Source organism: Xanthomonas sp. NCPPB 2632 (genome assembly GCF_041228075.2).
GTDB lineage: Bacteria > Pseudomonadota > Gammaproteobacteria > Xanthomonadales > Rhodanobacteraceae > Luteibacter.
The window spans coordinates 1796035-1817150 of the sequence record NZ_CM192979.1 but is presented as its reverse complement, the minus strand read 5'-3'; the positions used below and the strand labels follow the sequence as shown (position 1 = coordinate 1817150).

The following is a 21116-nucleotide window of genomic DNA, read 5'->3' as shown; positions in this document are numbered from 1 at the left end:
TACCTCCAGGCGAAGGACGCATTATGGGCACTTCGGGTATTGCCATACCGACAGCGGTTTTCAACACCGATCCTCCCGACCCCGACTTCAAGGTCGAGGAAATCGGTTTTTTCGCCTTTGCCGGTGACCCACGGCAGCCCACTGGATGGCGGGAAACCCGCGCAAGGGAATACGTCATCCGGGCCCGTGGCGGCAGCCGGCACTATTTCCCGGTCCCGTCGAAAACAGCGCAAAGGGCACTGGCGCGCCTGCAAGCCCTCCGGCAACGCATCAGCGCGGGATTCGTCGGGTCGTCTTTGGTCAACGCGACGCTCGATACGGTCGTGTCGCGCTACAAGGCGCGTTTGGCGAGCCCAACGGAGGCTGGATTGATCGGGGCGATGCTGGCCGCGCCCCGGCCCCGGCCGGGAAGACGGCGGCACCCCTACCGCCTGCCGCCGCCGGCAGCCGGGCAAGGCACCCGCGCGCGGCCTCGTCGATGACCTCAAGGGCCACGTCCCGAGCCCTCAATGTGCCCCACCCCATGTCCTGCTCGGCGCGCCACCGCGCTGCTCTCCGGCGCCACTCCCCGGGCGTCCGGGGCAGCGGCGCCGACGCATCGTGAGGTGGTCTAATCTTTCTGGACAGTCCGATAGGATTCACAGGCAGAAGGAGGTGAGCTATGGGACGTAAAGAGATATCGCAATCGCAGCGAGACGACGCCGTACATCTGGTGGTGGCCGAGGGGCATACGGTACGACAGGTATGCCAGCTGATGGATGTAGGCCCGACAGCGTTGAGGCGCTGGCTGGCGATACATGAAGAGGCTAAGTCGACCGGGGTTCATGCCCCCACGGCGGCGGATGATCGGCGGCGTATCGTCGAGCTTGAGTCGCAGGTACTTCAGCTAAAGGAGGAGCGCGAACTTTTAAAAAAATCCATCGCCTTCTTCGTTCGGGAGAGCGATCGCCCACGGCGGTGATCGACGAGCTGAAGGAGGCCTACCCGGTATCGCGGCTGTGCGAGGCGATGGAATACCCCCGTAGCAGCTATTACGCCAAGCGGGCAGACGAGGTACAGCCGGCGGTTGCCGATCCGGCGCTAGTAGCAAGGGTCAAGCAGATTCATCGCCAGAGCCGAGGCAGTTACGGCACCCGTCGCATGGCGGCTGAGTTGGGTCGCCAAGGCATGCCGACAGGGCGATATCGGGCGCGCACGTTGATGAGGCAGGCCGGTCTATGGGCCGAGCGGGTGCGTCGTCACGTGTACCGGACGGCGAGCAAGGCGGCTGTGCCGGCCCCCAATCGCCTCGAACGGCAATTCAACGTCGCCCGGCCCGACCAGGTTTGGGTCGGTGACATTACCTTTGTGCCTACCCGACAGGGTTGGCTCTATCTGGCCGTTGTCGTGGATCTTTATGCACGCCGGATCGTGGGCTGGGCCTTTTCAACCCGGCCGAATGCACAGCTGGCCGTTGCCGCCCTGGACATGGCAATCAGAGAGAGGAAACCGTCGGGGAATCTCATGTTCCACTCCGATCAAGGTGCGCAGTACAACAGTTTTGACTTTCTCGGACGCCTCAAGGCCCTGGGGATTACCCAAAGTATGAGCAGGCGCGGCAACTGTTGGGATAACGCGGTTGCCGAGCGCGTCTTCGCCACGTTGAAAACCGAATGGGTGACATCGACTTACAGCAACCGCGATGAAGCCCAAAGCGACATCACTGTTTTCTTGACGTCGTACTACAACTACCGGCGCCTACATGCGGCCAACGGGCAGGTGCCGCCAGCCATTTACGAGATGATGGCGGCCCGAAAATAACGCCCTATCGGGTGTCCAGAAATACTTGACCACGACATCGCTCCAGCGGGCCCTCGGCGCCCCGGGGCCCTCGCGCTGGAGAACCGGGGGCACCATCGCCCGGTCGACCCCACGTGGGGCCGCTAGCCATGCGCGCGCCGCATCGAGCGCCCCGGCGTCGAGGCCCACGAATTCACGCCGCAGGACCGTCCGGAATGCTTCCCGCGCGAGCGCGTCAGCGATGGGGGGCCGAACATGGCCAGACACTCGGCGAGGTCGTCGACCAGCGTGAAGCAGCCAGGGCCCCAGACAAGCTCGAACGGACAGTCCGCCGGCCAGATCATCCATTCGGAACCCGGTTAATGCCCGCGCACCTCGTCGGTGCACGGGGCAAGACGGTAGCCCAGCGCCAGCAGCCAGTCGGCAACCTCCACGGGCGTCTGTCCGCTGCCGTAGGGCACGCCGTCGGTCATGGCGGTGGTTGGGGGCGGGTCGACGACGGCCGGCGTGTCCCTCTGGGAACCGTCGTGGGCATCGGTGTAAAAAAAGCGGTCAGTCATGGACGGAGGCCGGGAACCCCATCCTGGCAAGGGACCGGCCGTTGTCAAGGCCGCCGCTTCCTTGCATCTAGCTCTGCCCTGGCGGCGGGCAGGGGCGGCCCGAGGTGCAATTCAGGCGGACACATGCTCGGCGCGGACGTTGAGTCGCCAGCGTATCGCCCCTTGGGCGACCGTGTGCTGGTGGTGGTTCTGCGGCGGAAAAGGGTCGCCCTTGTTGCAGCAGTCTTCGCGCCCGCACCCGACGCAGCGGAAGATTCCGGAAACCGGCACGGTGTTCCCGGGGTGATAGGTTGTCCGCCACCACTCGTTCTTCGGCTCCACGTTTCTCAGCACCGACTGACCTTCCACATACCCACTCATTGGTCTTCTCCGTACAACATAAGGATGGATGCAAATCCCGGCATCGATTCGCAATGCTGGCCGCCGCCCGCGACGTGGTCTGCCTCAGGCCACGTCGAGGTGCGGCCGCAACTGCCGGGCAATGGCGTCGGTCTCGTCAACCGACAACTCCTCGACGTCCCCCCACGCGGTCCCTCCCCCCCTGACCGTCCCGGCCACGTGGAAGTGTGCGTGGGCAATGGTCTGGTGCGCAGGGGTGCCGTTGTTTTGCCAGACGGCGATGCCAGGCCGGTCAAACGCGGCATCGATGGCCCGCGCCATCCGCTTGACTAGTACGCCAAGGTCCGCCGCCTCGGCGTCGGTGACCTCGAGGATGGTCTCCCGGTGGGCCAGCGGCACGACAAGCACGTGGGCCACGCCGCGTTGCTCGCGGGTGACCAGCACTGCCGAAAGCGCCGTGGTCAGAAGCACTGTGTAGGGACGGATGCCCCCAAGGTAGTCACAAAACGCGCAGCGCTGGTTGTCGGGCATATCGATGGGCATTTCACGACCCCTTGAGCGAGGAGAGGAACGCCTGGAGCTCAAGCCGGTCGAGCTTGTCGTAGGCATCGGGCTGGACGACGATTCGCAACTCGTTGCAGACCGGTGTCTGCCTCGACGCGAACATGAACGACAGGATGGTCAGGCGGATGGCGTCCTGGGCCGGCAGCACATTGGTGATACGCGCCTTGCCGCCACCGATGACAGGCACTGACACACTCTTTTCGTTGGCATCGCGAGACACCGCCGTCCATAGCGCCAACAACGCCTTCCAGACGCCGTCGACCGTCGCCCGCGCGTTGCTGTGGACATCCATCGTGCAATAGGCAAGGAAAAAGAGGTACCGGCCATTGTGCTTGACGGGGGCGACAGTGCCGATATCGAACGTTGCCCGCTTGCCTTTCTTGCCTTCCGGCAGCTCTCCTGAGGCGACGTTTGCATGCAGCGCCTTCGCGAGCTCGGCATCGAGGTCACCCACCTCGTTGCCGTAGAACCGGTCGATAAGCTGTCCCAGCAGGCTCTCGGGCGCGATGATGTTGAATCGCGTCTCAGTGTCGAACGTGTCACACATACCGATGACGAGATGGTCTTCTTCCTTGAGCATGTCGCCATTGACGATGCGGATGGTCGTCTTGGGCGTGTCGTAGGTCTGCGCGATGGGCCGGGGCCACGACAACGCAACTCCGGCCACGAGCGGCACGATGACGAACAGCGCCATTACCCAGTCGCCGTGCAGCCACGCCATTTCCCCTTTCCACGTCACCAGGGCCTTGTACATGGCTTGGAGAACGCCGAACGCCGCAAACGCCTTGACTAGAAAATGCTTCCAGAACCGCCGGGTGCCCATGTCAGAAACGAGCGCGTACATTACAATCCCAGCTTGGTGTAGACGTCGACCGGATACTGGTGCGCACCCTCGCCTTTCTTTGACGAATAAGACGCCACGTAATTGTCGAGTGCGTACTGGATGATTTTCGGCTGAAACGATACCGAGACCGTGTAGTGATTGGCATCGAGCAGCGGCTGGGGGATGAAAGTGCGCTTTACCGTGCGGTCGCCATCGAGGTTTGCCACGACGACCGGCAGCCCGAACTCGAGAATGACGTCGATTTCGTGCGCAAGAAACGAGTAGTCGTCGCCACCCTTGCGCTTGGCATGCCCGCTGCAGAGCAAGACTACCTGCTTTGCGTTTTTCAGCCGCTCGCGCAGGTTGCGCTTGATGGTCTCTCGCGAACTCGAATCGCGGGACACGTACAAATCGTGCGCATCGAAGAAATCGAACTCTATCTTGGCGTTTTCCCGCCACGCTTCCATCAGGCGGTAGTTATGGATGTCTTCGCTGGCAAATGCCACGTAGGTCTTGTTGCGGTAGCTCATGAACTCTCCCCAGGTCGACCCGGCCCCTTGCCGGTCAGCGGGACCTGGAGCTTGACGGCAATTCCAACAGCCGGTCGCGGATGTCTAGGTCCCGGCGCAATTATCAATCCAGCCGGGCTCCATTGTCTGTAGGACAACGCTTACAAATTCGGCACGACCATGCCGGAAAAATCCCCCAGTTGGTGCACGAAATCCGGTGCCCCGCCTAGTCCGGACCCGTCCATGCAAAACAGGAATGGATGGTATTCCGGGCAAGGAGAGACCCCGCCCTCAAGTTCCTGCGCCATCCCGCCGATAACGCTGCTGACCGCGCAGGGCAGACAGGGATGCCATGACGACCATCACCGCACGCTTTGATCCTGGACTTTACACCCGCGCCCCCGACGCGTCCCTACCCGTGGGGAGGTCGAACACGTCGCCCACGTCGAATCCCGCGATAACTGGCAGGCAGTCGCCGACGATTGGGAATGTCCTGGTTGCGGCCGCGCGAAGGTGGATGTAATCCGCCCGACGTCAAAATCGAACGCCCGATGACTGCTGACTCCGAGAGGAAGTTTTCTTGCAGCATTTTCAAAGGCTATACGTCACCTTAGCCCCGTCCATAACCAGATGTCCTGCCTTCGCGAGGCCAACAAGGATGGCCTTGATATCGTCCTCCCCCAGCTGTTTCTGAAATAAGGAACTGATGGTGCTGGACAGGGTATTGACGGTTCGCGGGCGTGACGCCCCCCGCTGCCGCAGATTTGCCAGGACGACGTCAACCTTCTCGGACAAGGTTTTTGAGTTGGCTGCCTTCAGCAGCGGAATGTCCGTGACATCCTTGTGCCGCGCAGCCAGAATTTTCTTCGTTTTCAGATGGGCAACGAGCGGGTCGAACCCCGTGTCCTTGCTGATGATATGGAAGAACGCTGTCGGGTCCTCGCAGGAAACCCGGCCGATGTAGTAGGCCACGTGGAAATCCAGGGCATTGGATCCGTTCCCGCTGATTTTGATATAGCTCGCGTTACTGCCAAGTGCCTGCATGGACTCAGCCACCTCAAACGTCACTTTCGCCTGACTGGCCCCGACAAAGAGAAGCACCTTGAAAGGCTGGTCGCCGGCAAGCGCAACGAGGGATTTGGGCTGAACGTTTTCATAGTCTACGAGGACGTAGTTGGTGCGCATCATTGCTTAATCCCCCATGCGAGCCCGGACACCTGCGCAAGAAGCTCGGTCATCGTCGGCTTCCGGCTGTAGGCTCCGTGGTGTTCATCCCCCAGCTCATGCCCCACTTACGCGGCACGCAGTTCGGAGGGCACACCAACCGTCTGCAACCCTTGAACCACAGACTTTCGCAGACTGTGGAAACCGAACTTGCCCTTTTCCGGCAACCTGAGATGAGCCGTCACATGCCGGGTAAAGGCCTTGCTCAACCAGTTCCCCGCGCCGTTGACGCCGTCCATCTTCACCCTCGGGAAGAGCCGCAGCTCTCCAGCAGCCCGGAGCTCCTCGACCCGATCCAGCAGCCCCAGTGCCAAGAGCGCGGGATGGATAGGAATGGTCCGGAGACTTGCGTGATTCTTGACGCTCTGACCCAGGCCTTCGTTGGTGATGCGGATGGACGGAATGCCGTCCTGGGTCACGAAGTCGTTCAGGGCCAGTTGGCCCACCTCAGCCACGCGGGCACCGGTGTATAGCCCAATCCAGGCGCCCCACCGTGCGGCCTCGGACAGACCCTCCAGTGATTCGGGGGAGTACAGAATCCGGATGTGGTCAGGCGAGAATGCCTTGAAGCCATGCACACGCCGCGCCCGCTTCTCTTTTTTCCGGAAGAGAATCTGACCGGCGGCGGGGTTGTCGTCTTTTGAGAAATCCGGGTAGTAGCCCCGGGCCTTCGACCAGTCGAAAAAGCCTTTGAGGTAAACGACCTTGTTGACGATGGTCGGCGTGGCCAAGCCCTTGGCCCGAAGCACCTCAATCCAGCGTCCGACCTCCAGCCGCCCCGCTTCGGTCAGAGGCCTTTTCTCGCCATGGTGCCGGGCAAAGCCCTCGATCGCCGCCGCCTTGATTTTGAGGGTCTTGGGCAGAGTGCTTGAAGCAATGTCGGCCAGCCACCGGGTGACCACCTTGCCGATGGGCAGTACCGGAATCCCGGTCGCGGCATCGGGCTTGGCCGCCGGCTTTTCAACCAGCCGGGCGACTGCTTCCGTTACGAGCCGTTGGACGTAAGACTCGACCATCAAAGAACCGATGCGGTCGACGCCATTCTTGGAGCGTGTGCCCGCTCTCCCGCCCTCGACCTTCATCTCCACGGTCCCGTCGGGCCTCATGATGAGGGTGTAGCCCTCACCGCTCAGAGCTGTTGTGGGTACTGGCCCAGGCGAAGGGCTGCCGCCCATCGCCATGTCCAATCCTCTGGCCTGTCGAATCAGCTGGGCTTGCTGCTGGGCCATCCGGCGCGCAAGGCACTTCGCCTCATTGGGATCGCGCGTCCTCAACGACCGCTTGACGACCCTCCGACCCAAGGTCGCCTGGAGGTCAACCGGAACACGTTGGCGAAAATGCCAGACACCGGAAGGGGAGCGTTGGAGGTAGTGGGGTGTGCGCATAAGGGTCCTTGAGCGAGACGGCTGGGCCGGAAGGCTGAAGGAAACAAATGTGGTCGCAACGTCCGCCCCCCCACCCGAAGGACAGCGGTCGAGCAGAAAAGCTGGGGAACCGGGACAGCCGCCGGGGGCCTCAGGGGATGCCAGCGGTTGTCAGGCGGCCGGAAACGATCAAAACTGAGGTCACAGCCCAGGTACCACGGCTGGAACAGCTTCGAGGCAGTGGCCGTTGGCCAATGCAGGAAAATCAGGCACTTGCCTGAATCCGCCGGATTTGTCCCGCCACCTCCACCAACACCTGCGGCGAGACAACGTAAATCGTTGTTTCGCCGTTTCTTTATGCGGCAAGGCCACGCCCGAAACGCCTTTTTCCTGGTGTCGTTTTCGGTGTCTCCCATGCCCAAACCGCTGTTTGTTCAACGCCCTTCGGGACTCCACGTCCGGTTTCTCGTCCCGGTCCATGCCCGCGAGGTGTGGGGCGCCCGCGTGGTCATGAAGTCGCTGGGAGGCCGACGCGGGGATGCCGCCCGCCTGGCTGCGGCGCGCCTCGGCTATGCTCTGTCGGTCTTTTTTGACGACCTGAAACTCATGGGGAAGGCGCTGATGTCGGAACTGCTCGTCAAGGTGCAGCGGGACGCGCAAGGACGGCGCATTCGACGTCGGATCACCGAGCACCCAGGCAAGTTCATTCACGCGAACTACCAGGTCGAGGAACGTCTGGACGGGAGCTGGGTGATCATCGCCGAGGGCCCCGAGGACCACGAAAACGCGATGGACATGGTGCGGCTGCTACGAAGCATCCCGCCGGATCCTGCCTTCGTCCGAACCCGCTTGGCCCCTCCTCCGGTCACCGGGCCGATGTTGGAGCAACGCGTCGAACTGTTCCTCGAACAGTTCAACCAGAAACAGCGGGCCGAGGCCAATAAATTGGACACGGCGTTCACCATGCGCTTGTTCGTCGGGATCATTGGTGACAAGGCGCTGGCAAGCGTCGACGCGGAGGACATGGACCGCTGGCTGGATGCCCTCGCGCACTGGCCGCCGAATGCGACGAAGCGAGAACCTTACAAGGACCTTTCGCCCGTGAAGTGGTGATCGTGTCCAAACGCAAGTGGCGCACACTCGCACTCTCCGCTCGTCAGCCAACTCATGAGATCGGCGAGACCACCAGCCCACACTGGCGCCGAGCGTCAACCCCTTTCTTCACCACAGGTGGCAGCTAGTCAAGTAACCGGGTGTCTACGCTCGTTCTGTCCAGGTGATAGGCCTGTCATCGCAGATGACGTTTGGACCTTTTTAGCGCGTATGCGCACGGGCCGAGGATGCAAAGAGGGCACGGATCGCCATCCACACCCCAATCAGGATGATCGACACCAGCAGTGAGTTCAAAATGATTGCCGCGATGATGACGATTGCGGGGTTTGCGCTGACGCGCTCTAGCGGAAGCAACGTCAATGGGAAGCTGAACACGTCATTTAATCGATTTTTCCAAGTGCATCCGGCATAGCAACTCACCGAATTCAGACCCGTGATCACCGACCCAGCCAAATGCCCCAGAAAGATGGCAAACCACGTCAGTGTTAGCTTTCGTGTACTCACAGTTCTCCCAACATTCGAGTGTAGAACCTCGCACTCAGATAATAGTTCGGTCCCGCCGTAGACGTATACTCGGCAAATCAGCAACGCTTCTTCGACCGTGCGTAACCGGGCGAGTCATCTTGGCTTGGAGGGCGATGAGACGCTGCCCCTTTCAGCCTCTTAAGCAATTCGCCGATGCTGTCACCTGCGCGATCCACTCTGCTTGTCTGCCTCAGTCAGCCAGGCGCCCATGAGTTCGCTTTGATCGGCTAACAACCGCGTGGTTGCCAGCGATGCCAGAGGTTGAAGTTTGTTAGCCGCCTCGAGCGGCAACGAACGCATGGACTGGGTGGCGGCCTCTGAAACGCTGACATCCAACGGATGTCCATCTGAGACACAGGCTACAATGGATGCAGATGAATACGTCGCGTGTCCCTGGCCAACGTAAATGAATTCCCGCCCATAGCAGTTGATTACTCCTACTCAATCCCGCGTTTTGTCAGAGGGGACGGGTCTGCTCGATGTAGTCGCGATGGAGGTCACGTGAAAACGAAACGGTATATTCGCCAACAGACAGAAGGTTACGGCCACGCTCAGGCCAAGAAGACCACCCGCGAGGGCTTGTTGGAACATGTGTGTCGGCGCGGATAGGCTCACCAGCCAGAGCAGCATGACGAAAACGATGGCACCTAAGACAATGCCGCCGCCGCTCACCGTGAAAGCATTCAATGAGTTTTTGCGACGCAAGTAGAGCACAAGCGGTAGACCAAGCAGCCAGGTAGCCAGCAGGGAGATGGGCGCTCCGATCAGAAAGATAGGCCCAGCGCTCAGGCTAAGGACGCCGCCCGTCAACAAGGAACTGGCCGCCTGCCAAATGATGACCGCAAATGGCGCAGCGAATGAGCCCACGGTCGCCGCCCATGCCATGCTCAATCCGGGATTCTTAGACATAGGTTTAGACCTACTTGACCCAACAGGCGGGAGACGGGCACCAATCATAGTTGGTAAGAACGTCGCCGTGGAGCGCGTCCCACTTATCGCCACCGAATGCAGATCCTGACGCGCCGTTTTGCTGGAACACCTGATGGTGAAAGCCACTGAAGACGCTCCTGGGAAGCGACAGCGGGCGCGATGGCGTCGCTCCCTCTATACTGTTCATCCGGGCCAATGCTAGCCCCTTCCGAACGTTTTCCATTCTGTCATCAATGTAGGGCTGAATTTTTTCGCAGCCCATAGGTGGCAGATTCGAATAGATCGAACTCCGAAGGTTAGTGTTGGTGATACTTGTAATAGCTGGTTTGAGCAGTCCTTCGGGCGCGGAGTTGGCCGCAACCTCACCCGCTCGGCAGGCGTAAGGGTCTCCCCCTGAACATGCTGCTTGGTAGTAAAGGCTGTAATTACCCGCTTTCGCATACCCGCGCTCGGCGTCCGTGTTCCAGCAACCAATACCGTGACAAGCTGGCAGGGTCTTTCATGGCAGCAAGTTCGTCAGCCGCAAGCTCAGGAACTTTGGCGGCTTCGAAGATGGCGGGTGCGATGGCTTCAAACCGATTCATCAATCGTTCCTTCGCGTCATTCGCCATGAGGCGTGCCTTGAGATCACCGCCCTAGTCGCTGTTGAATAGCGTTTGATGGCCGTGGATATCCATGGGGTCTTTTCGGAAAGTGAATCGCTGATTTATCAGTCCGTCGAGTCGTAGACATCCAAGGCCAACTCGATTCCACGTTTGCCTAGAGCCTGTAAGCACCCCGGCGACAGGGATATTCCATCGTTGCCTGATCCCATAAAGAGTCCACAGAACAAATCCACGCAGAAGCTCCGACGAACCTCCGCCCAAACTTCCCAGTCATTTGTCAATTTGCCCAATATCTCATCGATCTGTCCACATAGATCTTCTGGTTCGCGAGTCTTCGCCTCCAGTCTCCATATACCTGTGCGGGCGATCCGGGGTTGGCCGGTAGACTTGCCAATAATCTCATCTCCCTTTTGCCAAGAATTAGTGGGCTCACTGCCCAGCATTAAGCTAATCTTGTCTGGCACGAGTAAGTCACCAGAAATACGCAACGTGGCGCGTGAACGTTCAAAGGACGGCATATTTATTTCCTTTCATTGTCAGAGTAAGTCTGGGTTTCCCGGCCAGCTATACAATTCGACTTATCACTTGGACTTTACATCATCCAAGTTGCCGACCACCTCTCCCGAAGGATCGATCACATCCCCTGTTTTCGGGTCGACGCCGAAGACGTCCGTCGCCTTGCTGCCTGGACAGTCCTGCTTAATTCCATGGAACCGTCCCTTCCCTTCCCTTCCCTAGCGCCAACGCCGTTGCGCCGCCCCCATTCCGCCGCGCCGGTATCAGCAGGCCAATACCCAGGAGGCAGCCCGCTTGACTGTTGGGTGTTACTTGTTGCCCAGTCCAGCGCGCTGCCAAGTACATAACCGATGCCGCCCCCGACTGCTGAGCCGACAGCAATCTCGGTAGGCGTGGCCAGGATGTTCACGCCGCTTGTTAAAGCGTCAACGACAACAGACCCACCAGCTGTAACGGTTCCCCCTACCACGGCTCCGCCGGCGGCCCATGACTCCGCGTATCGCAGGCCCAGCGGATCGACGTAGAGAAGAGGGTTACTCCGCCGGTATGCGAATGAGTTCATTCCGCCATTGATACCGACGGGATCGCTTTGAATGTAGCGCCCCGTGTCCGGGTGGTAGTAGCGGTGGACGTTGTAGAGAAGCCCGGTCTCTGCATCGAAAAATTGGCCGGGGAAACGAAGGTTGAACGCGTAGCTACCGGTAAAGGATCGCTCACCGAAGGGATTGCCGGTGGGCAGCCATTGCCAGTAGCGACTACTTCCGTCGCCTAGGTCGACACGGCGAGGGGTGCCCAGGCCGTCGGCGATGACATACGCCGCGCCCTGCTGCGGGTCGAGAGCCCCGACCGGCAATCCGTCCATCCAGATGTATTCACGCGGCAAGAATCCGTAGTTGCCCAGGAGCTGGCCCGCTTCGTCGTAGACGAAGCGCGAGACCTGTCCCGAGCTCGACCTGTTGAGGGAGACGCGCTGGCTCATCGCGTTGTAGGCGAACGTCGCCTCCGCATAGCCGTTATAGTCTTCCTCAGCCAACCGTCCGCGACCATCGTAGGCATAGCTTTTCGTCGTGCCCTGGACTTGTCGCTGGGTCATCGAGCCGTTGGCATCGAACGTCGACGGCCCCCCGTTGACGTCGACGAGCCGATGGGTGCCCGGCTGGTAGGTGTAGGGCCCCTGTCCTCCCGCCACCGGGTCGCTGGACGCCTTGCTGAGCCGGTCGCCGGTCTTGGAGTAGGTATACGACTCGTTGAACGACGCCGACTGCACGGCCGTCAGGCGATGCAACGGATCGTAAGCATACGTTTCGACATTGCCGCTGGTGGGCGAGGTGCCGAACCCGACCATCTGACCTGCCACGTCGCGCTGGTAGTGCGCGTTGAAGTGGGCACTGTTGACGTCCGTGACCGCGCCGTTGGCATCGTAGGTGCGGGTTACCGCCTGGCCACTGCCCAGGGTGTAACCGGTCACGGGACCGAACGGCCGGTAGCTCACCGCGCTGACGATAGAGAGGACCTTGCCCCCAGCGGGCGTAGCGGTGATGCCCGTGATCTGACCCAAGGCATTGCGCGTATACGCCACGACGGCCCCGCTGGGCATCGCCGTGCCGGCCAACCGCCCTGCGCGCGTATAGGCATAATCGGTGGTGTCCGTGGTCCCACCCTGCGTCTGCCGCTTCTCTGTGACCCGTCCTTCGTTGTCGTAACAGTAGGTGGTGGTAACCGCCGTTTCGACCATGCGGGTCAGCCGACCGATCGGGAACGAACTCGCGCATCCGGTGACACTGTTGGTCTCGTCGTAGCGATAGGCCGCGTTGAGCGTGGCATCGGTGTAGGTGTCGGCGGTCTTGCGACCCAGCGCATCGAATGTCTGGGTCACCACCGTGCCCTTCGCATCGGTGTGGATCACCGGGTTGCCCGCCGCATCGAAGGTCGACGACTGCGTGCCCGTGTCGGGACTGACCTGACCGCTGAGGTTACCCAGGCCGTCGAAGGTGTAGGTCGTCACGAGTCCGTCGGGATCGGTCACCGACGTGATCCGATCCAGGGCATCGAGGGCGAGCATGGTGGTCGTGGCCTTGGTCGCGTCGGTGCCGTTGACGTTGGCGATGTGGGTCACCCGCCGGTCGAGCGCATCGTAGGTATCTTGACCCGTCGCGCCCAACGCATCCTTGACCGCCACCCGATTGCCGTTGGCGTCGTAACTGCCCGTGGCCGTCGCATCGAAGACGACATGGCCCAGGCCGTCGGTCACGCTGACGAGCTGCCCCAGCGTGTTGAAGGTGCGGCTCAACACGCGGCGGGACACACCGCCTGCGTCGAAGGTTTCTTCCCTGGTGCGGTTGCCCGCGACATCGAGCGTGTAGTGGATGCGGTTACCGTTGGCGTCGGTCACTTCGGTCAGCCGATGCGCCGTGTCGTAGGTGTATTTAAGAAGCGTGCCGTCGGGGTCGGTGCTTTGATAGATCAGACCGCGCTGGTCGAAAACGACCGTGGTGGTGGCGTCCAAGGTCGAAGACGCGCTGCCATCGGCGTTGGCACGCACCGTTCGTGCGACAGGATGGCCCACCGAATCGTAGGCGAAGTCGGTGATCACGCCGTTCGCATCCACCATTCGGCTGACGCGCCCGGCCAGGTCGTAAGACGAGAACGTGGTGACGTGCCCCAGCGCATCGGTGATCGTTTGAAGATCGCCCGCCTTCCAGGCGGTCCCCGCGCTGGGGTAATACCGGTAGGTCGTCGTTTCCGGAAGGTCCCGGCGAGGCCCGGTCTGCGACAGCAGCAAGCCGACCCGCGGGCACTGCGTCGTGTCCACGGCCGTGCAATAGGTGTAGGTCCAGCGACGCACGCCGGCCGGTGCGTTGCCGGCGGCCGTGCAGGCGTAGGCGGTGGCGCCCGCTATGGCCGGATCCACTTCGCACCGGGCGACGACCTGGCCCATGGCGTTGTAGGCCCAGGTGGACGTCTTGATGGGATTGCCCGTCGCACTCAGGAGGGTTTGTTTCAGCGGTTGACGCAGCGATGTATCCCACGTGGTGGTGGTCGTGCGCTGACTGTCAGTGCCCTGCGCCTCGATCGTCTGTTCCAGCAGGCCATACGCGTTGTATCGCGTGCGCTGGACGGTGCCCTTGAAATCGACCGCCGTTTCCGGAAAGCCAAGCGCGTCGTAAGTGCGCGAACGCCAGGGCTGCCCGCAGTCCGGCGCGCACGGGGCACTCAGGGTGCTCACCCGGCCCAGTCCGGCGGGACTCGAGAAGCCCATGTGGACCGTGTTGCCCAAGGGGTAGGTGATGTCCGAGGAGCCGTCCGCGTTGTAAGCAATCTTCGTCGTTCCCACGCCGCCGATAAACGAGGACGAGGTGGCCCGGCCCAGGTCGTCATAGGTGATGCTTTCGTAGCGGTTGGTGGTCCCGTCGGTCAGACGGGTCAGCGCGCGCGGCAACGCCGTCGCACCGACATACCCGGTTTCACCATAACCGTAGTTGTGAATGGCGCCGTCGGCATACACCACGCCACTCAGGGTTCCGTCCTTGGCGAAATACGAAAAGGAGGCGTAGCCGTTATCCGGGAACTTCACCAAGCTCAACCGGTAGGTGTAGTTGTCGTAATAGAAGAGCAGTTTCCGGCCGGCCGAATCAGTAACGGCATTCAGAAGGGCAATCGGGTTGGGCGCGGTGTAAGTCAGGGTGACGCCTTGGCCATCCTGCCCCATGACGGAAAGGAGTTTGCCATCGAGGGCATAGGTCTCGGTATGCCGGCGCCCGCCGATGAAGACCTGGTAGCCGGTCACAGCGCCTTGCGCGTTGGTGATCTCCGAAAGCACGTCGACGGGGAGATCCGTGGACCAGCCGTTCGCGGTCTTGGTGAAGGTCTCCTGCTTCCCGTCGGGTCGCAGCATGACGATGCTGGACACCGGATTGCCGAAGAACTGAAGGGACCGGTCGTAGGTGTGGCGCCAGTTGAAGCCCAGGGAGGCCGGCGCCACCCCGTCGGCACTGTTGTAGAAGCGGCTGAAAGACAGCCATTCGCTGCCGGCGAAGTCGTCCTCCTGCAGGTAGAAATTACCCGTGGAGGCATCGATCGGATCGCCGACGCGGGGCGCGCCCATTTTCTCCGCGCAGGAAGAGCCATTCGCATTACCGCTGGCGGTGCCACCGCTGCCACCGCCGGCCAGGAGGGCCGACCCTTCGCCGCCATCGCACGGGGCTCCGCTACCCAGGCGCTTGGCGGACGCGCCTCCATATCGAGTGGCGCTGATCGTGCCGCCCTTGCAGCCCGATTGGGTCGGGGCCGCCCACGTGCCCGAGAAGCTTGACCCGTCAGCCGAGACCGTCAGGGTGAGCGTCGACTTGCAGGGGTCGGTCGAACCCATCTGACTGATGAGCGTGGTGTCGTTGAGCGTCAGCTGGGTGCCTGAGACGGTGCCGATTTGCGACCACACGAACTGATTGGACGCGCCGAGCGAGACGGTCTTGCGCGACCCCGTGATGGCGCCGGCGGCGTCCTGGTTGAGGACAAACTCCTGGGCCCATTGCGCCGCACTGGAATCCCCCGGAGCGGACAGGTTTCCATACCAGGTGCCGGTGACATTCACTGCGGGGACATTGGCCGCGTGGATCACCGCGCTTTGCGGGCGGACCGCTGCACGCCCTGCAACCGCCGGTGGCTCGGTGCCGACCTGAGCGTGGGCGCCGGCCACGAACAGAAGCCCCAGTAGTGTCAGTCGGTGCCACCACCGGTGGGCAGTCGACCGTTCGCTAGATATCTTGGCCGGGAGCGCGCGAGGCGCCCCTCCGAAGTTTCCACCCAACCTGTCCATGGTGCATCCCTGGTATTTCCGCCCAAGCGGAGTCGGCAGATCCTACGAATTTCCGCAGCGTTTCACTGTAGGCGTGCACCTACACGCTTTCGGCAAAGAGATTTTCATGGACTAGCGCCCATGCCGAGCATGGCCAGCCTTCGAGACATACTCCCGAAATCAAACGATGGACCGAGGCGATCCGTCAGGCACAGGGGGCACGACCATGCTGGAGAAGCTTATGCAGGAGTCCGACGACTTTCATGCGGCCATGGAAACGTTGCGGCAATCGGGACCGCCCATCGCTGAGGGAGAGCTTCGCTTCGTCGTCAGCGCGGTCAGCGCGACCCTGTCCATCGAGCACTCGGCCGCGGCCCGTCTCTGTTTTGCCGGCGAGCTGGCCTCATCGGCGACCGCCATGGTCCGCCTTCAATACGAGGCGACGGTTCGATCCGCGTGGCTGCTTCACGTGGCCACCGATGAGGAGATTCGTCTCATCGACGGCCCTCTGGATACCGAAAGCGACAGCCTGGCGCGCAAGATCCCGGGCGCCACGACGATGCTGAAAGCGGTGACGGGTCGAGCGCCCGATGGGCTGACGGTTCCCCTCCAACAGTTCCACGACGTGACGTGGCACCGACTCAACTCGTTCGTCCGCGCAGGGATCCATCCCATCCGTCGGCAGAGCGAAGGTTGCCCGGTTCTCCTGGCCTGCCAGATGCTTCGAAACGCCAACGCGATCCTTCACGTGACTTACCGGATGCTGGCCGCCCTGACGGGGTCAGCGGCCGCCATGAGCGCCGTGACGAATCTTTGGAAAACGCATGGGCACTGCCTGCCGATCGACCCTGACCTGGCGGTTTGAGGCCTCCCTGCCCCTCTGCCTCAGCACCTCATCGCGGACGCCAACGTTGATTGCCGATGGGGAACTCCTTCGCCGCCGACGATGCTATTCTCAGCCCGCTGTCGTTTCGAGTGTCCTTTTTGCCGCACCATCGCGAAAAAATCGCGTTGTGAAACAAGGTATTGACGTGGTGTCCGGACTTTGATTCCCGCCACCTCCACCAAGACCTGCGGCGAGACAACGATAAATCGTTGTTTCGCCGCTTCTTTTTGCGGAAAGACATAGCGCGAAGCAATAGCTTAGTTGTCCAGGCAGCACTCAGCAACTTGAACCCGGCCCGCTATTAAAGCATCCTTTAATAGCGGGCCGTCGTTTTAAAAATGCCTTTAACGGCCCTTTCAATCTCCGTTCGGAGCGCGCCTATGCCACGTACCACTGGCACCTGTATGAGCTTGCCCGGATTTGATGGACGCCCATCGTGAACCGTAAGGTTCGTCCAGAGGTGTCCCATGTCAAAAAGAATTCGTCGTCAGTTCACACCCGATTTCAAGGCCTGCGCGGTTGCCCTGGTCCTTGAGCGAGGTCAGCCGGTATCGCGGGTTTGCCGCGACCTGGATCTGGTCGAGAGCGTCTTCAGGCGCTGGATCGAGAAGGCTCAAGCCGTTTCTGGAGCGCCTTCGCGATCGCCCCCCGCCGTTCCGCTGACGGCCGAGCAGGCCGAGATACAGCAGCTTCGACGCGAGAACGAGATCCTGCGGATGGAGCGTGACATCCTAAAAAAAGCGACGGCGTTCTTCGCCAAGGAATCGAGCTGAAATGCCGGTTTATCGAAGCGGAGAGCGCGTCGTACTCCATCGTGGTCCTCTGCCGGCTGCTCGAGGTGGGTCGACGTCCCCCGCCTTCAGTAGCGGTCCGATTTGAGTCCGGGATTAATGTAACTGTTTCGCGTAAGCGGCGGGAGTCAGCCCGCCGAGTGCCTTCTTCGGTCGCTCTTCGTTGTATTCCCGTCGCCAGTTTTCGATCTCGGTTCGGGCATGCAGCAGGCTGGGAAACCAGTGTTCGTTGAGACACTCATCGCGAAGCCTTCCGTTGAATGATTCGATGTAGGCGTTCTGATTCGGCTTGCCAGGCTCGATCAGGCGCAGCTGCACGCCGCGCTCGTGTGCCCATGCGACCATGGCCTTGCCACAGAACTCCTTTCCGTTGTCGCTGCGAATGATTTTCGGCAGGCCCCGAGTGACGGCCAGGCGGTCCATGACGCGCGTTACGCCGATGCCTGAGATCGCCCGCTCGATCTCGATGGCGACTGCCTCATGCGTGGCGTCATCGACGATCGTCAGGCACTTCAATACGCGCCCTTCGGCGGTGCGATCGAAGACGAAATCGATGGACCAGACCTCGTTTGCGGCCGCGGGCCGGAGCAGTGGCTGCCTGTCGGTCGGAGGCACCTTTTTCCGTTTCCGTCGGCGCACCTGCAGGTTCGCCTCCTGGTACAGGCGCTCGACTCGTTTGTAATTGACCATCTGACCGGCCTGGCGGCGCTTCAGGTAGATCATGCCGACGCCGTAGCGTTTATGGCGATTGGCCAGCGCGCAGATGATCTCGCGCAGATCGACGTTGGGATCGGGCCGCGGTTCGTATCGGTAAGCGCTTGCGCTCATGCCGGCGATCGCCAGCGACCGGCGCTCACTCAGTTCCTGGCCGATCAGATAGCGCACCAGCTCGCGCCGGTCCGGTGCGCTCACCATTTTTTTCGCAGAGTTTCCTTGATGACCTCGTTCTCCAGAAGCTGCTCGGCAAGCAGCTTTTTAAGGCGTCCGTTCTCCGACTCCAGGTCCTTCAGCCGCTTGGCCTCGGGCACGCTCATGCCGCCGAACTTGCTTCGCCACAGGTAGTAAGAGGCTTCACTGAAGCCGTGCTTGCGACATAGGTCCTGGACCGGCATGCCTGCCTCGGCCTCGCGCAGGAAGCCGATGATCTGCTCTTCGGAAAAACGCTTCTTCACGTCCAATCTCCTTCTTGTGGGGGATTGAACTCGAAACCGGGGCGCTACTCAAATTTGGGGGGACGTCGTGGCGTCAGGCAGTTTGGTTGAGCACCAGGCGGTCCGGACGATAACCGGAGCCTCTTCGCTGCGCCAGACAACATCGTAACTTTTTACGATCTGGAAATCTTTCTGGCAGTGCCGCAATGAGCACGCTCTGGTTCCCTTTACGCAGTTCCATCGCGCTTTTGCTGGGTTTATCCTCCCTTTTTTCCCACCTGGAGTTGGCAATGGCAAGGATTTTCCGATTGGCAGCGGTGGTGGCACTGATGGTCACTTCCGCGCCGGCGTTTGCCACTTCACCGTCGAAAGCCCCGCCGCCAGCCCCGGCCGAGGTCACTGCCGCAGCACCGAAAGGCACCACCTTGCTGTCCTTCGCCGCGAGTGGTGACCAGCCCAACGCCGAGGCAGTGGCCGTCTTCGAGACCGCACCGGACAAAGACGATGTCCGACACCGGACACTGGTGATGTTCGGCAAGAAAGGCGGCAAGTTCGTCCCGGACTTTTCCAGTGAAAAAATCATCGCCTGCTCAAAATGCAGCCAGTTCCACGATGACCCGTTCTACCCCGCGCACGTCAAGGTGTCCCCCGGGCACGTCCTCATCGAGCAGTTCGATGCCGGTGAGAAGTCGTCCCAGACCCTGCTGGACCTTGTCCGCAAAAGCGACGGTTGGCACGTGGCGAGCGCAACACGGGAGACCTTCGTGGCCGGCGAGGGAGAGGGCCGGAACGAGAAGTTGGTGCTGCCCCCTTCAGGCCTGGCCAAGGACCTGGACGCAAAGTGGAGTGTGCCGGTGTTTCTCAACGCCATCCTTATCAACCACAGCAAGGGAAACAAGTTCTCCTTCGAGCATGGAAACGCCTCGACTGACGCCATGTGGAAGAGCGAGTCGGGTGACTGCAATCCCAAAGACTGCACCGTCCTGGTTCAAGCACAGGACGGCTGCATTGCCCTGGTACGGGATGCATCCTCGCGCCCGTTCGGTGCAGCTACGCCCGACCCGAAAGACGAGGACGCTGCAACGGCCAAGGCGATGAGCGCTTGCAATGCCGCTGGCGGAAAGGCTTGCGAGAAGGTACGGACGGATTGTTCGACCGGTATTCGCTGAACAATCCTTGATGGCCGACCGGCCTATGAAACGGAGAGAATATGGACGTTATTTCGGACAAGAAAGTAGACCGCCTGGTCGTCAGCCATGGCGCCACCCGGATTTACGAGCTCGAAGACAAGACCTGGTTATCAGCCGAGCAAGGAACGGTGTCCTGGCGCAATAACAACCCCGGAAACCTGAAGCTCGAATTTGCTGGCAGTGAGGAAAACTCACACGCCCACCGTACCAAGGAGGAAGCGCTCGAGACAGCCAAACATGCCTACAAGGGTGTCGTGGACCTCGACCAGCACGGGAACGTCGTCTTCGAGAACTACGATGCCGGTCGGGCGGCGCAGATGGCCCATATTCTGAAAGCCCACCCCGGACACACCGTTGAGGAAATGATTCGGGGCTACTCGACACCGGATTATAGCGGACCGGTTCGCTACGACGCACAGGCTAAGGACATCCACAAGGTCGCCGCCTCTGAAGGCCAGGACCTGCATGGCAAGAAAATTAAGGACATGACCGAGAAGGAGCTCGGGGCACTTGTCGATGGCATCTCCCATTTCGAAGGCTGGAAAGCCGGCTCCGTCACACCAACGCCCGTAATGACAGACGAACAGGTAGCTGCACTCAAGGCCTCCCATCCATCGGCCCACCTCGAATCACCCGCACACGCCCCCAGTCATGCCGCAGCATCCCATGCCCTCAGACAGGGCGGGCACGGCGCTGCCGTTGGCGCGCTCCAGACCGACCTTGCAGCCCTTGGCTTTACCGCAAACGACGGCAGCACGATTCACCCGGACAAGCACTTCGGTGCAAAGACCAAGGAAGCCGTCGAGGCCTTCCAGGCGGCGCACCATCTGAAACCGGATGGCGTGGTCGGTTCGACGACCATGGCGGCCATTGCCGAGGCCAAGGCCCACGCCCAGGCAGCACCTCCCGTTCCGAGCCTTCTCGATGCCCGCCATCCCGCCAACGGGATGTATGAGCAGGCGCATGCCTGCGTCGCCGGCATTGACGAGAGCCAGGGTCGCGCGCCTGGTCCGCACACGCAGAACTTCGCCGGCACATTGACTACGTCGGCCTTGGCGTTGGGCATGCATCGCATCGACCACGTAGTCCTGAGTGACGATGCAAGCAGGGCATGGGCTGTCCAGGGGCAGCTCAACTCTCCCTTCAAGCAACTGTCCGAGGTCAATGTGATGCAGGCCATCCAGACCCCGCTTTCGCAGAGTAGTCAGGAAGCGGCGATGCATGTGCAAAACAATGCGCAGCAACAGCTGCAGGCCCAGCAACAGCAACAAAGCCAGCAGCAGGACCACGCGCAGCAGGCTGGGCCGACGCTAGGCAGATAAGAGACAGAAGGGTCTGACATCACCGGCCGCGTTTCCCAGATGACAGTCACCGTGGCCTTGAAAGTCAGGGTGTATCCGAACTGAGCGAAGCGTGGGGTCGAGAGATTGACGATAACGAGCCCGGTGCGCA

The 21116-nt window shown here is 61.3% G+C and carries 18 protein-coding genes and 1 pseudogene; 7 read left to right on the top strand and 12 right to left on the bottom strand.

All coding sequences use genetic code 11. The features are described from left to right. The first annotated feature begins 23 nt into the window (after window positions 1-23). Together AB8808_RS08305 and AB8808_RS08300 are read left to right on the top strand one after the other, a co-directional pair. Window positions 24-482 carry a hypothetical protein gene (locus AB8808_RS08305; protein ID WP_369928389.1) on the top strand — a complete coding sequence of 153 codons (459 nt, stop codon included), beginning with the start codon at window positions 24-26 and terminating at the stop codon, window positions 480-482. A gap of 179 nt (window positions 483-661) precedes the next feature. Next, a protein-coding gene (locus AB8808_RS08300; protein WP_369927958.1) for an IS3 family transposase occupies window positions 662-1800 on the top strand; the annotation gives its coding sequence in 2 pieces (ribosomal slippage) (window positions 662-908 and window positions 908-1800; 1140 coding nt in all). Between the two features lie 338 nt (window positions 1801-2138). Here the strand turns inward: AB8808_RS08300 and AB8808_RS08295 are convergent. The 7 genes and pseudogenes from AB8808_RS08295 to AB8808_RS08265 all read right to left on the bottom strand — a co-directional run. Next, window positions 2139-2339, bottom strand: coding sequence for a hypothetical protein (locus AB8808_RS08295; RefSeq protein WP_369928387.1), 201 nt, complete (start codon window positions 2337-2339; stop codon window positions 2139-2141). A 444-nt stretch (window positions 2340-2783) separates the two neighbouring features. Next, window positions 2784-3221, bottom strand: a complete 438-nt coding sequence (locus tag AB8808_RS08290; RefSeq protein ID WP_369928385.1) for an HIT family protein — start codon at window positions 3219-3221, stop codon at window positions 2784-2786. Between the two features lies 1 nt (window position 3222). Continuing rightward, on the bottom strand, window positions 3223-4086 hold the full coding sequence (locus AB8808_RS08285; protein ID WP_369928383.1) for a macro domain-containing protein: 864 nt from the start codon (window positions 4084-4086) through the stop codon (window positions 3223-3225). Further along, window positions 4086-4595 (bottom strand): TIR domain-containing protein, encoded by a 510-nt coding sequence (locus tag AB8808_RS08280; protein ID WP_369928381.1) that lies wholly within the window; start codon window positions 4593-4595, stop codon window positions 4086-4088. Before AB8808_RS08280 ends, AB8808_RS08285 begins: the two co-directional genes overlap by 1 nt. A gap of 570 nt (window positions 4596-5165) precedes the next feature. Next, window positions 5166-5762, bottom strand: a complete 597-nt coding sequence (locus tag AB8808_RS08275; protein WP_369928378.1) for a PIN domain-containing protein — start codon at window positions 5760-5762, stop codon at window positions 5166-5168. A gap of 104 nt (window positions 5763-5866) precedes the next feature. Continuing rightward, entirely contained in the window at window positions 5867-6979 is a 1113-nt protein-coding gene (locus AB8808_RS08270) for a site-specific integrase (RefSeq protein WP_369931362.1), read from the bottom strand. A gap of 69 nt (window positions 6980-7048) precedes the next feature. Beyond that, window positions 7049-7183 (bottom strand): annotated as a pseudogene (locus AB8808_RS08265) (DUF6538 domain-containing protein); the annotation flags it as partial. 393 nt (window positions 7184-7576) lie between these two features. Here AB8808_RS08265 and AB8808_RS08260 point away from each other — a divergent pair. After that, window positions 7577-8275 carry a hypothetical protein gene (locus AB8808_RS08260; RefSeq protein WP_369928376.1) on the top strand — a complete coding sequence of 233 codons (699 nt, stop codon included), beginning with the start codon at window positions 7577-7579 and terminating at the stop codon, window positions 8273-8275. Window positions 8276-8476: 201 nt separating this feature from the next. On the opposite strand, the gene AB8808_RS08255 is transcribed toward AB8808_RS08260, so the two are convergent. The 4 genes from AB8808_RS08255 to AB8808_RS08240 all read right to left on the bottom strand — a co-directional run bounded on the left by AB8808_RS08255 (window position 8477) and on the right by AB8808_RS08240 (window position 15547). Continuing rightward, complete coding sequence (locus AB8808_RS08255; protein ID WP_369928375.1) at window positions 8477-8779, bottom strand: hypothetical protein; 303 nt, start codon at window positions 8777-8779, stop codon at window positions 8477-8479. Window positions 8780-9241: 462 nt separating this feature from the next. Next, window positions 9242-9709, bottom strand: coding sequence for a hypothetical protein (locus AB8808_RS08250; RefSeq protein ID WP_369928372.1), 468 nt, complete (start codon window positions 9707-9709; stop codon window positions 9242-9244). A gap of 730 nt (window positions 9710-10439) precedes the next feature. Beyond that, a complete protein-coding gene (locus AB8808_RS08245; protein ID WP_369928370.1) occupies window positions 10440-10853 on the bottom strand; it encodes a DUF4279 domain-containing protein in 414 nt (137 codons plus the stop codon). Between the two features lie 116 nt (window positions 10854-10969). After that, window positions 10970-15547 (bottom strand): RHS repeat-associated core domain-containing protein, encoded by a 4578-nt coding sequence (locus AB8808_RS08240; protein WP_369928368.1) that lies wholly within the window; start codon window positions 15545-15547, stop codon window positions 10970-10972. A 325-nt stretch (window positions 15548-15872) separates the two neighbouring features. Here AB8808_RS08240 and AB8808_RS08235 point away from each other — a divergent pair, with 325 nt between their 5' ends. Together AB8808_RS08235 and AB8808_RS08230 are read left to right on the top strand one after the other, a co-directional pair. After that, window positions 15873-16511 carry a DUF6988 family protein gene (locus AB8808_RS08235; RefSeq protein ID WP_369928366.1) on the top strand — a complete coding sequence of 213 codons (639 nt, stop codon included), beginning with the start codon at window positions 15873-15875 and terminating at the stop codon, window positions 16509-16511. Between the two features lie 488 nt (window positions 16512-16999). Beyond that, window positions 17000-17305, top strand: coding sequence for a transposase (locus AB8808_RS08230; protein ID WP_369928364.1), 306 nt, complete (start codon window positions 17000-17002; stop codon window positions 17303-17305). A gap of 114 nt (window positions 17306-17419) precedes the next feature. Here the strand turns inward: AB8808_RS08230 and AB8808_RS08225 are convergent. Next, window positions 17420-18495 (bottom strand): IS3 family transposase gene (locus AB8808_RS08225; protein ID WP_506193250.1). Its coding sequence is split into 2 segments (ribosomal slippage): window positions 17420-18237 and window positions 18237-18495, totalling 1077 coding nucleotides; the frame shifts between segments, so codons are not numbered across the junction. A gap of 185 nt (window positions 18496-18680) precedes the next feature. Here AB8808_RS08225 and AB8808_RS08220 point away from each other — a divergent pair. Beyond that, a complete protein-coding gene (locus AB8808_RS08220) occupies window positions 18681-19643 on the top strand; it encodes a DUF4189 domain-containing protein (RefSeq protein WP_369928362.1) in 963 nt (320 codons plus the stop codon). 41 nt (window positions 19644-19684) lie between these two features. After that, window positions 19685-20986 carry an XVIPCD domain-containing protein gene (locus AB8808_RS08215; RefSeq protein WP_369928360.1) on the top strand — a complete coding sequence of 434 codons (1302 nt, stop codon included), beginning with the start codon at window positions 19685-19687 and terminating at the stop codon, window positions 20984-20986. Window positions 20987-21116: the final 130 nt, after the last annotated feature.

Bases quoted from the DNA above. Each gene is read 5' to 3' on its own strand.
- AB8808_RS08235 (WP_369928366.1), top strand. From the start codon at position 15,873: ATGCTGGAGAAGCTTATGCAGGAGTCCGACGACTTTCATGCGGCCATG.
- AB8808_RS08245 (WP_369928370.1), bottom strand. From the start codon at position 10,853: ATGCCGTCCTTTGAACGTTCACGCGCCACGTTGCGTATTTCTGGTGAC.
- AB8808_RS08215 (WP_369928360.1), top strand. From the start codon at position 19,685: ATGGACGTTATTTCGGACAAGAAAGTAGACCGCCTGGTCGTCAGCCAT.
- AB8808_RS08275 (WP_369928378.1), bottom strand. From the start codon at position 5,762: ATGATGCGCACCAACTACGTCCTCGTAGACTATGAAAACGTTCAGCCC.
- AB8808_RS08270 (WP_369931362.1), bottom strand. From the start codon at position 6,979: ATGGCGATGGGCGGCAGCCCTTCGCCTGGGCCAGTACCCACAACAGCT.
- AB8808_RS08230 (WP_369928364.1), top strand. From the start codon at position 17,000: ATGTCAAAAAGAATTCGTCGTCAGTTCACACCCGATTTCAAGGCCTGC.
- AB8808_RS08280 (WP_369928381.1), bottom strand. From the start codon at position 4,595: ATGAGCTACCGCAACAAGACCTACGTGGCATTTGCCAGCGAAGACATC.
- AB8808_RS08290 (WP_369928385.1), bottom strand. From the start codon at position 3,221: ATGCCCATCGATATGCCCGACAACCAGCGCTGCGCGTTTTGTGACTAC.
- AB8808_RS08260 (WP_369928376.1), top strand. From the start codon at position 7,577: ATGCCCAAACCGCTGTTTGTTCAACGCCCTTCGGGACTCCACGTCCGG.
- AB8808_RS08285 (WP_369928383.1), bottom strand. From the start codon at position 4,086: ATGTACGCGCTCGTTTCTGACATGGGCACCCGGCGGTTCTGGAAGCAT.
- AB8808_RS08250 (WP_369928372.1), bottom strand. From the start codon at position 9,709: ATGTCTAAGAATCCCGGATTGAGCATGGCATGGGCGGCGACCGTGGGC.
- AB8808_RS08305 (WP_369928389.1), top strand. From the start codon at position 24: ATGGGCACTTCGGGTATTGCCATACCGACAGCGGTTTTCAACACCGAT.
- AB8808_RS08220 (WP_369928362.1), top strand. From the start codon at position 18,681: ATGAGCACGCTCTGGTTCCCTTTACGCAGTTCCATCGCGCTTTTGCTG.
- AB8808_RS08295 (WP_369928387.1), bottom strand. From the start codon at position 2,339: ATGACTGACCGCTTTTTTTACACCGATGCCCACGACGGTTCCCAGAGG.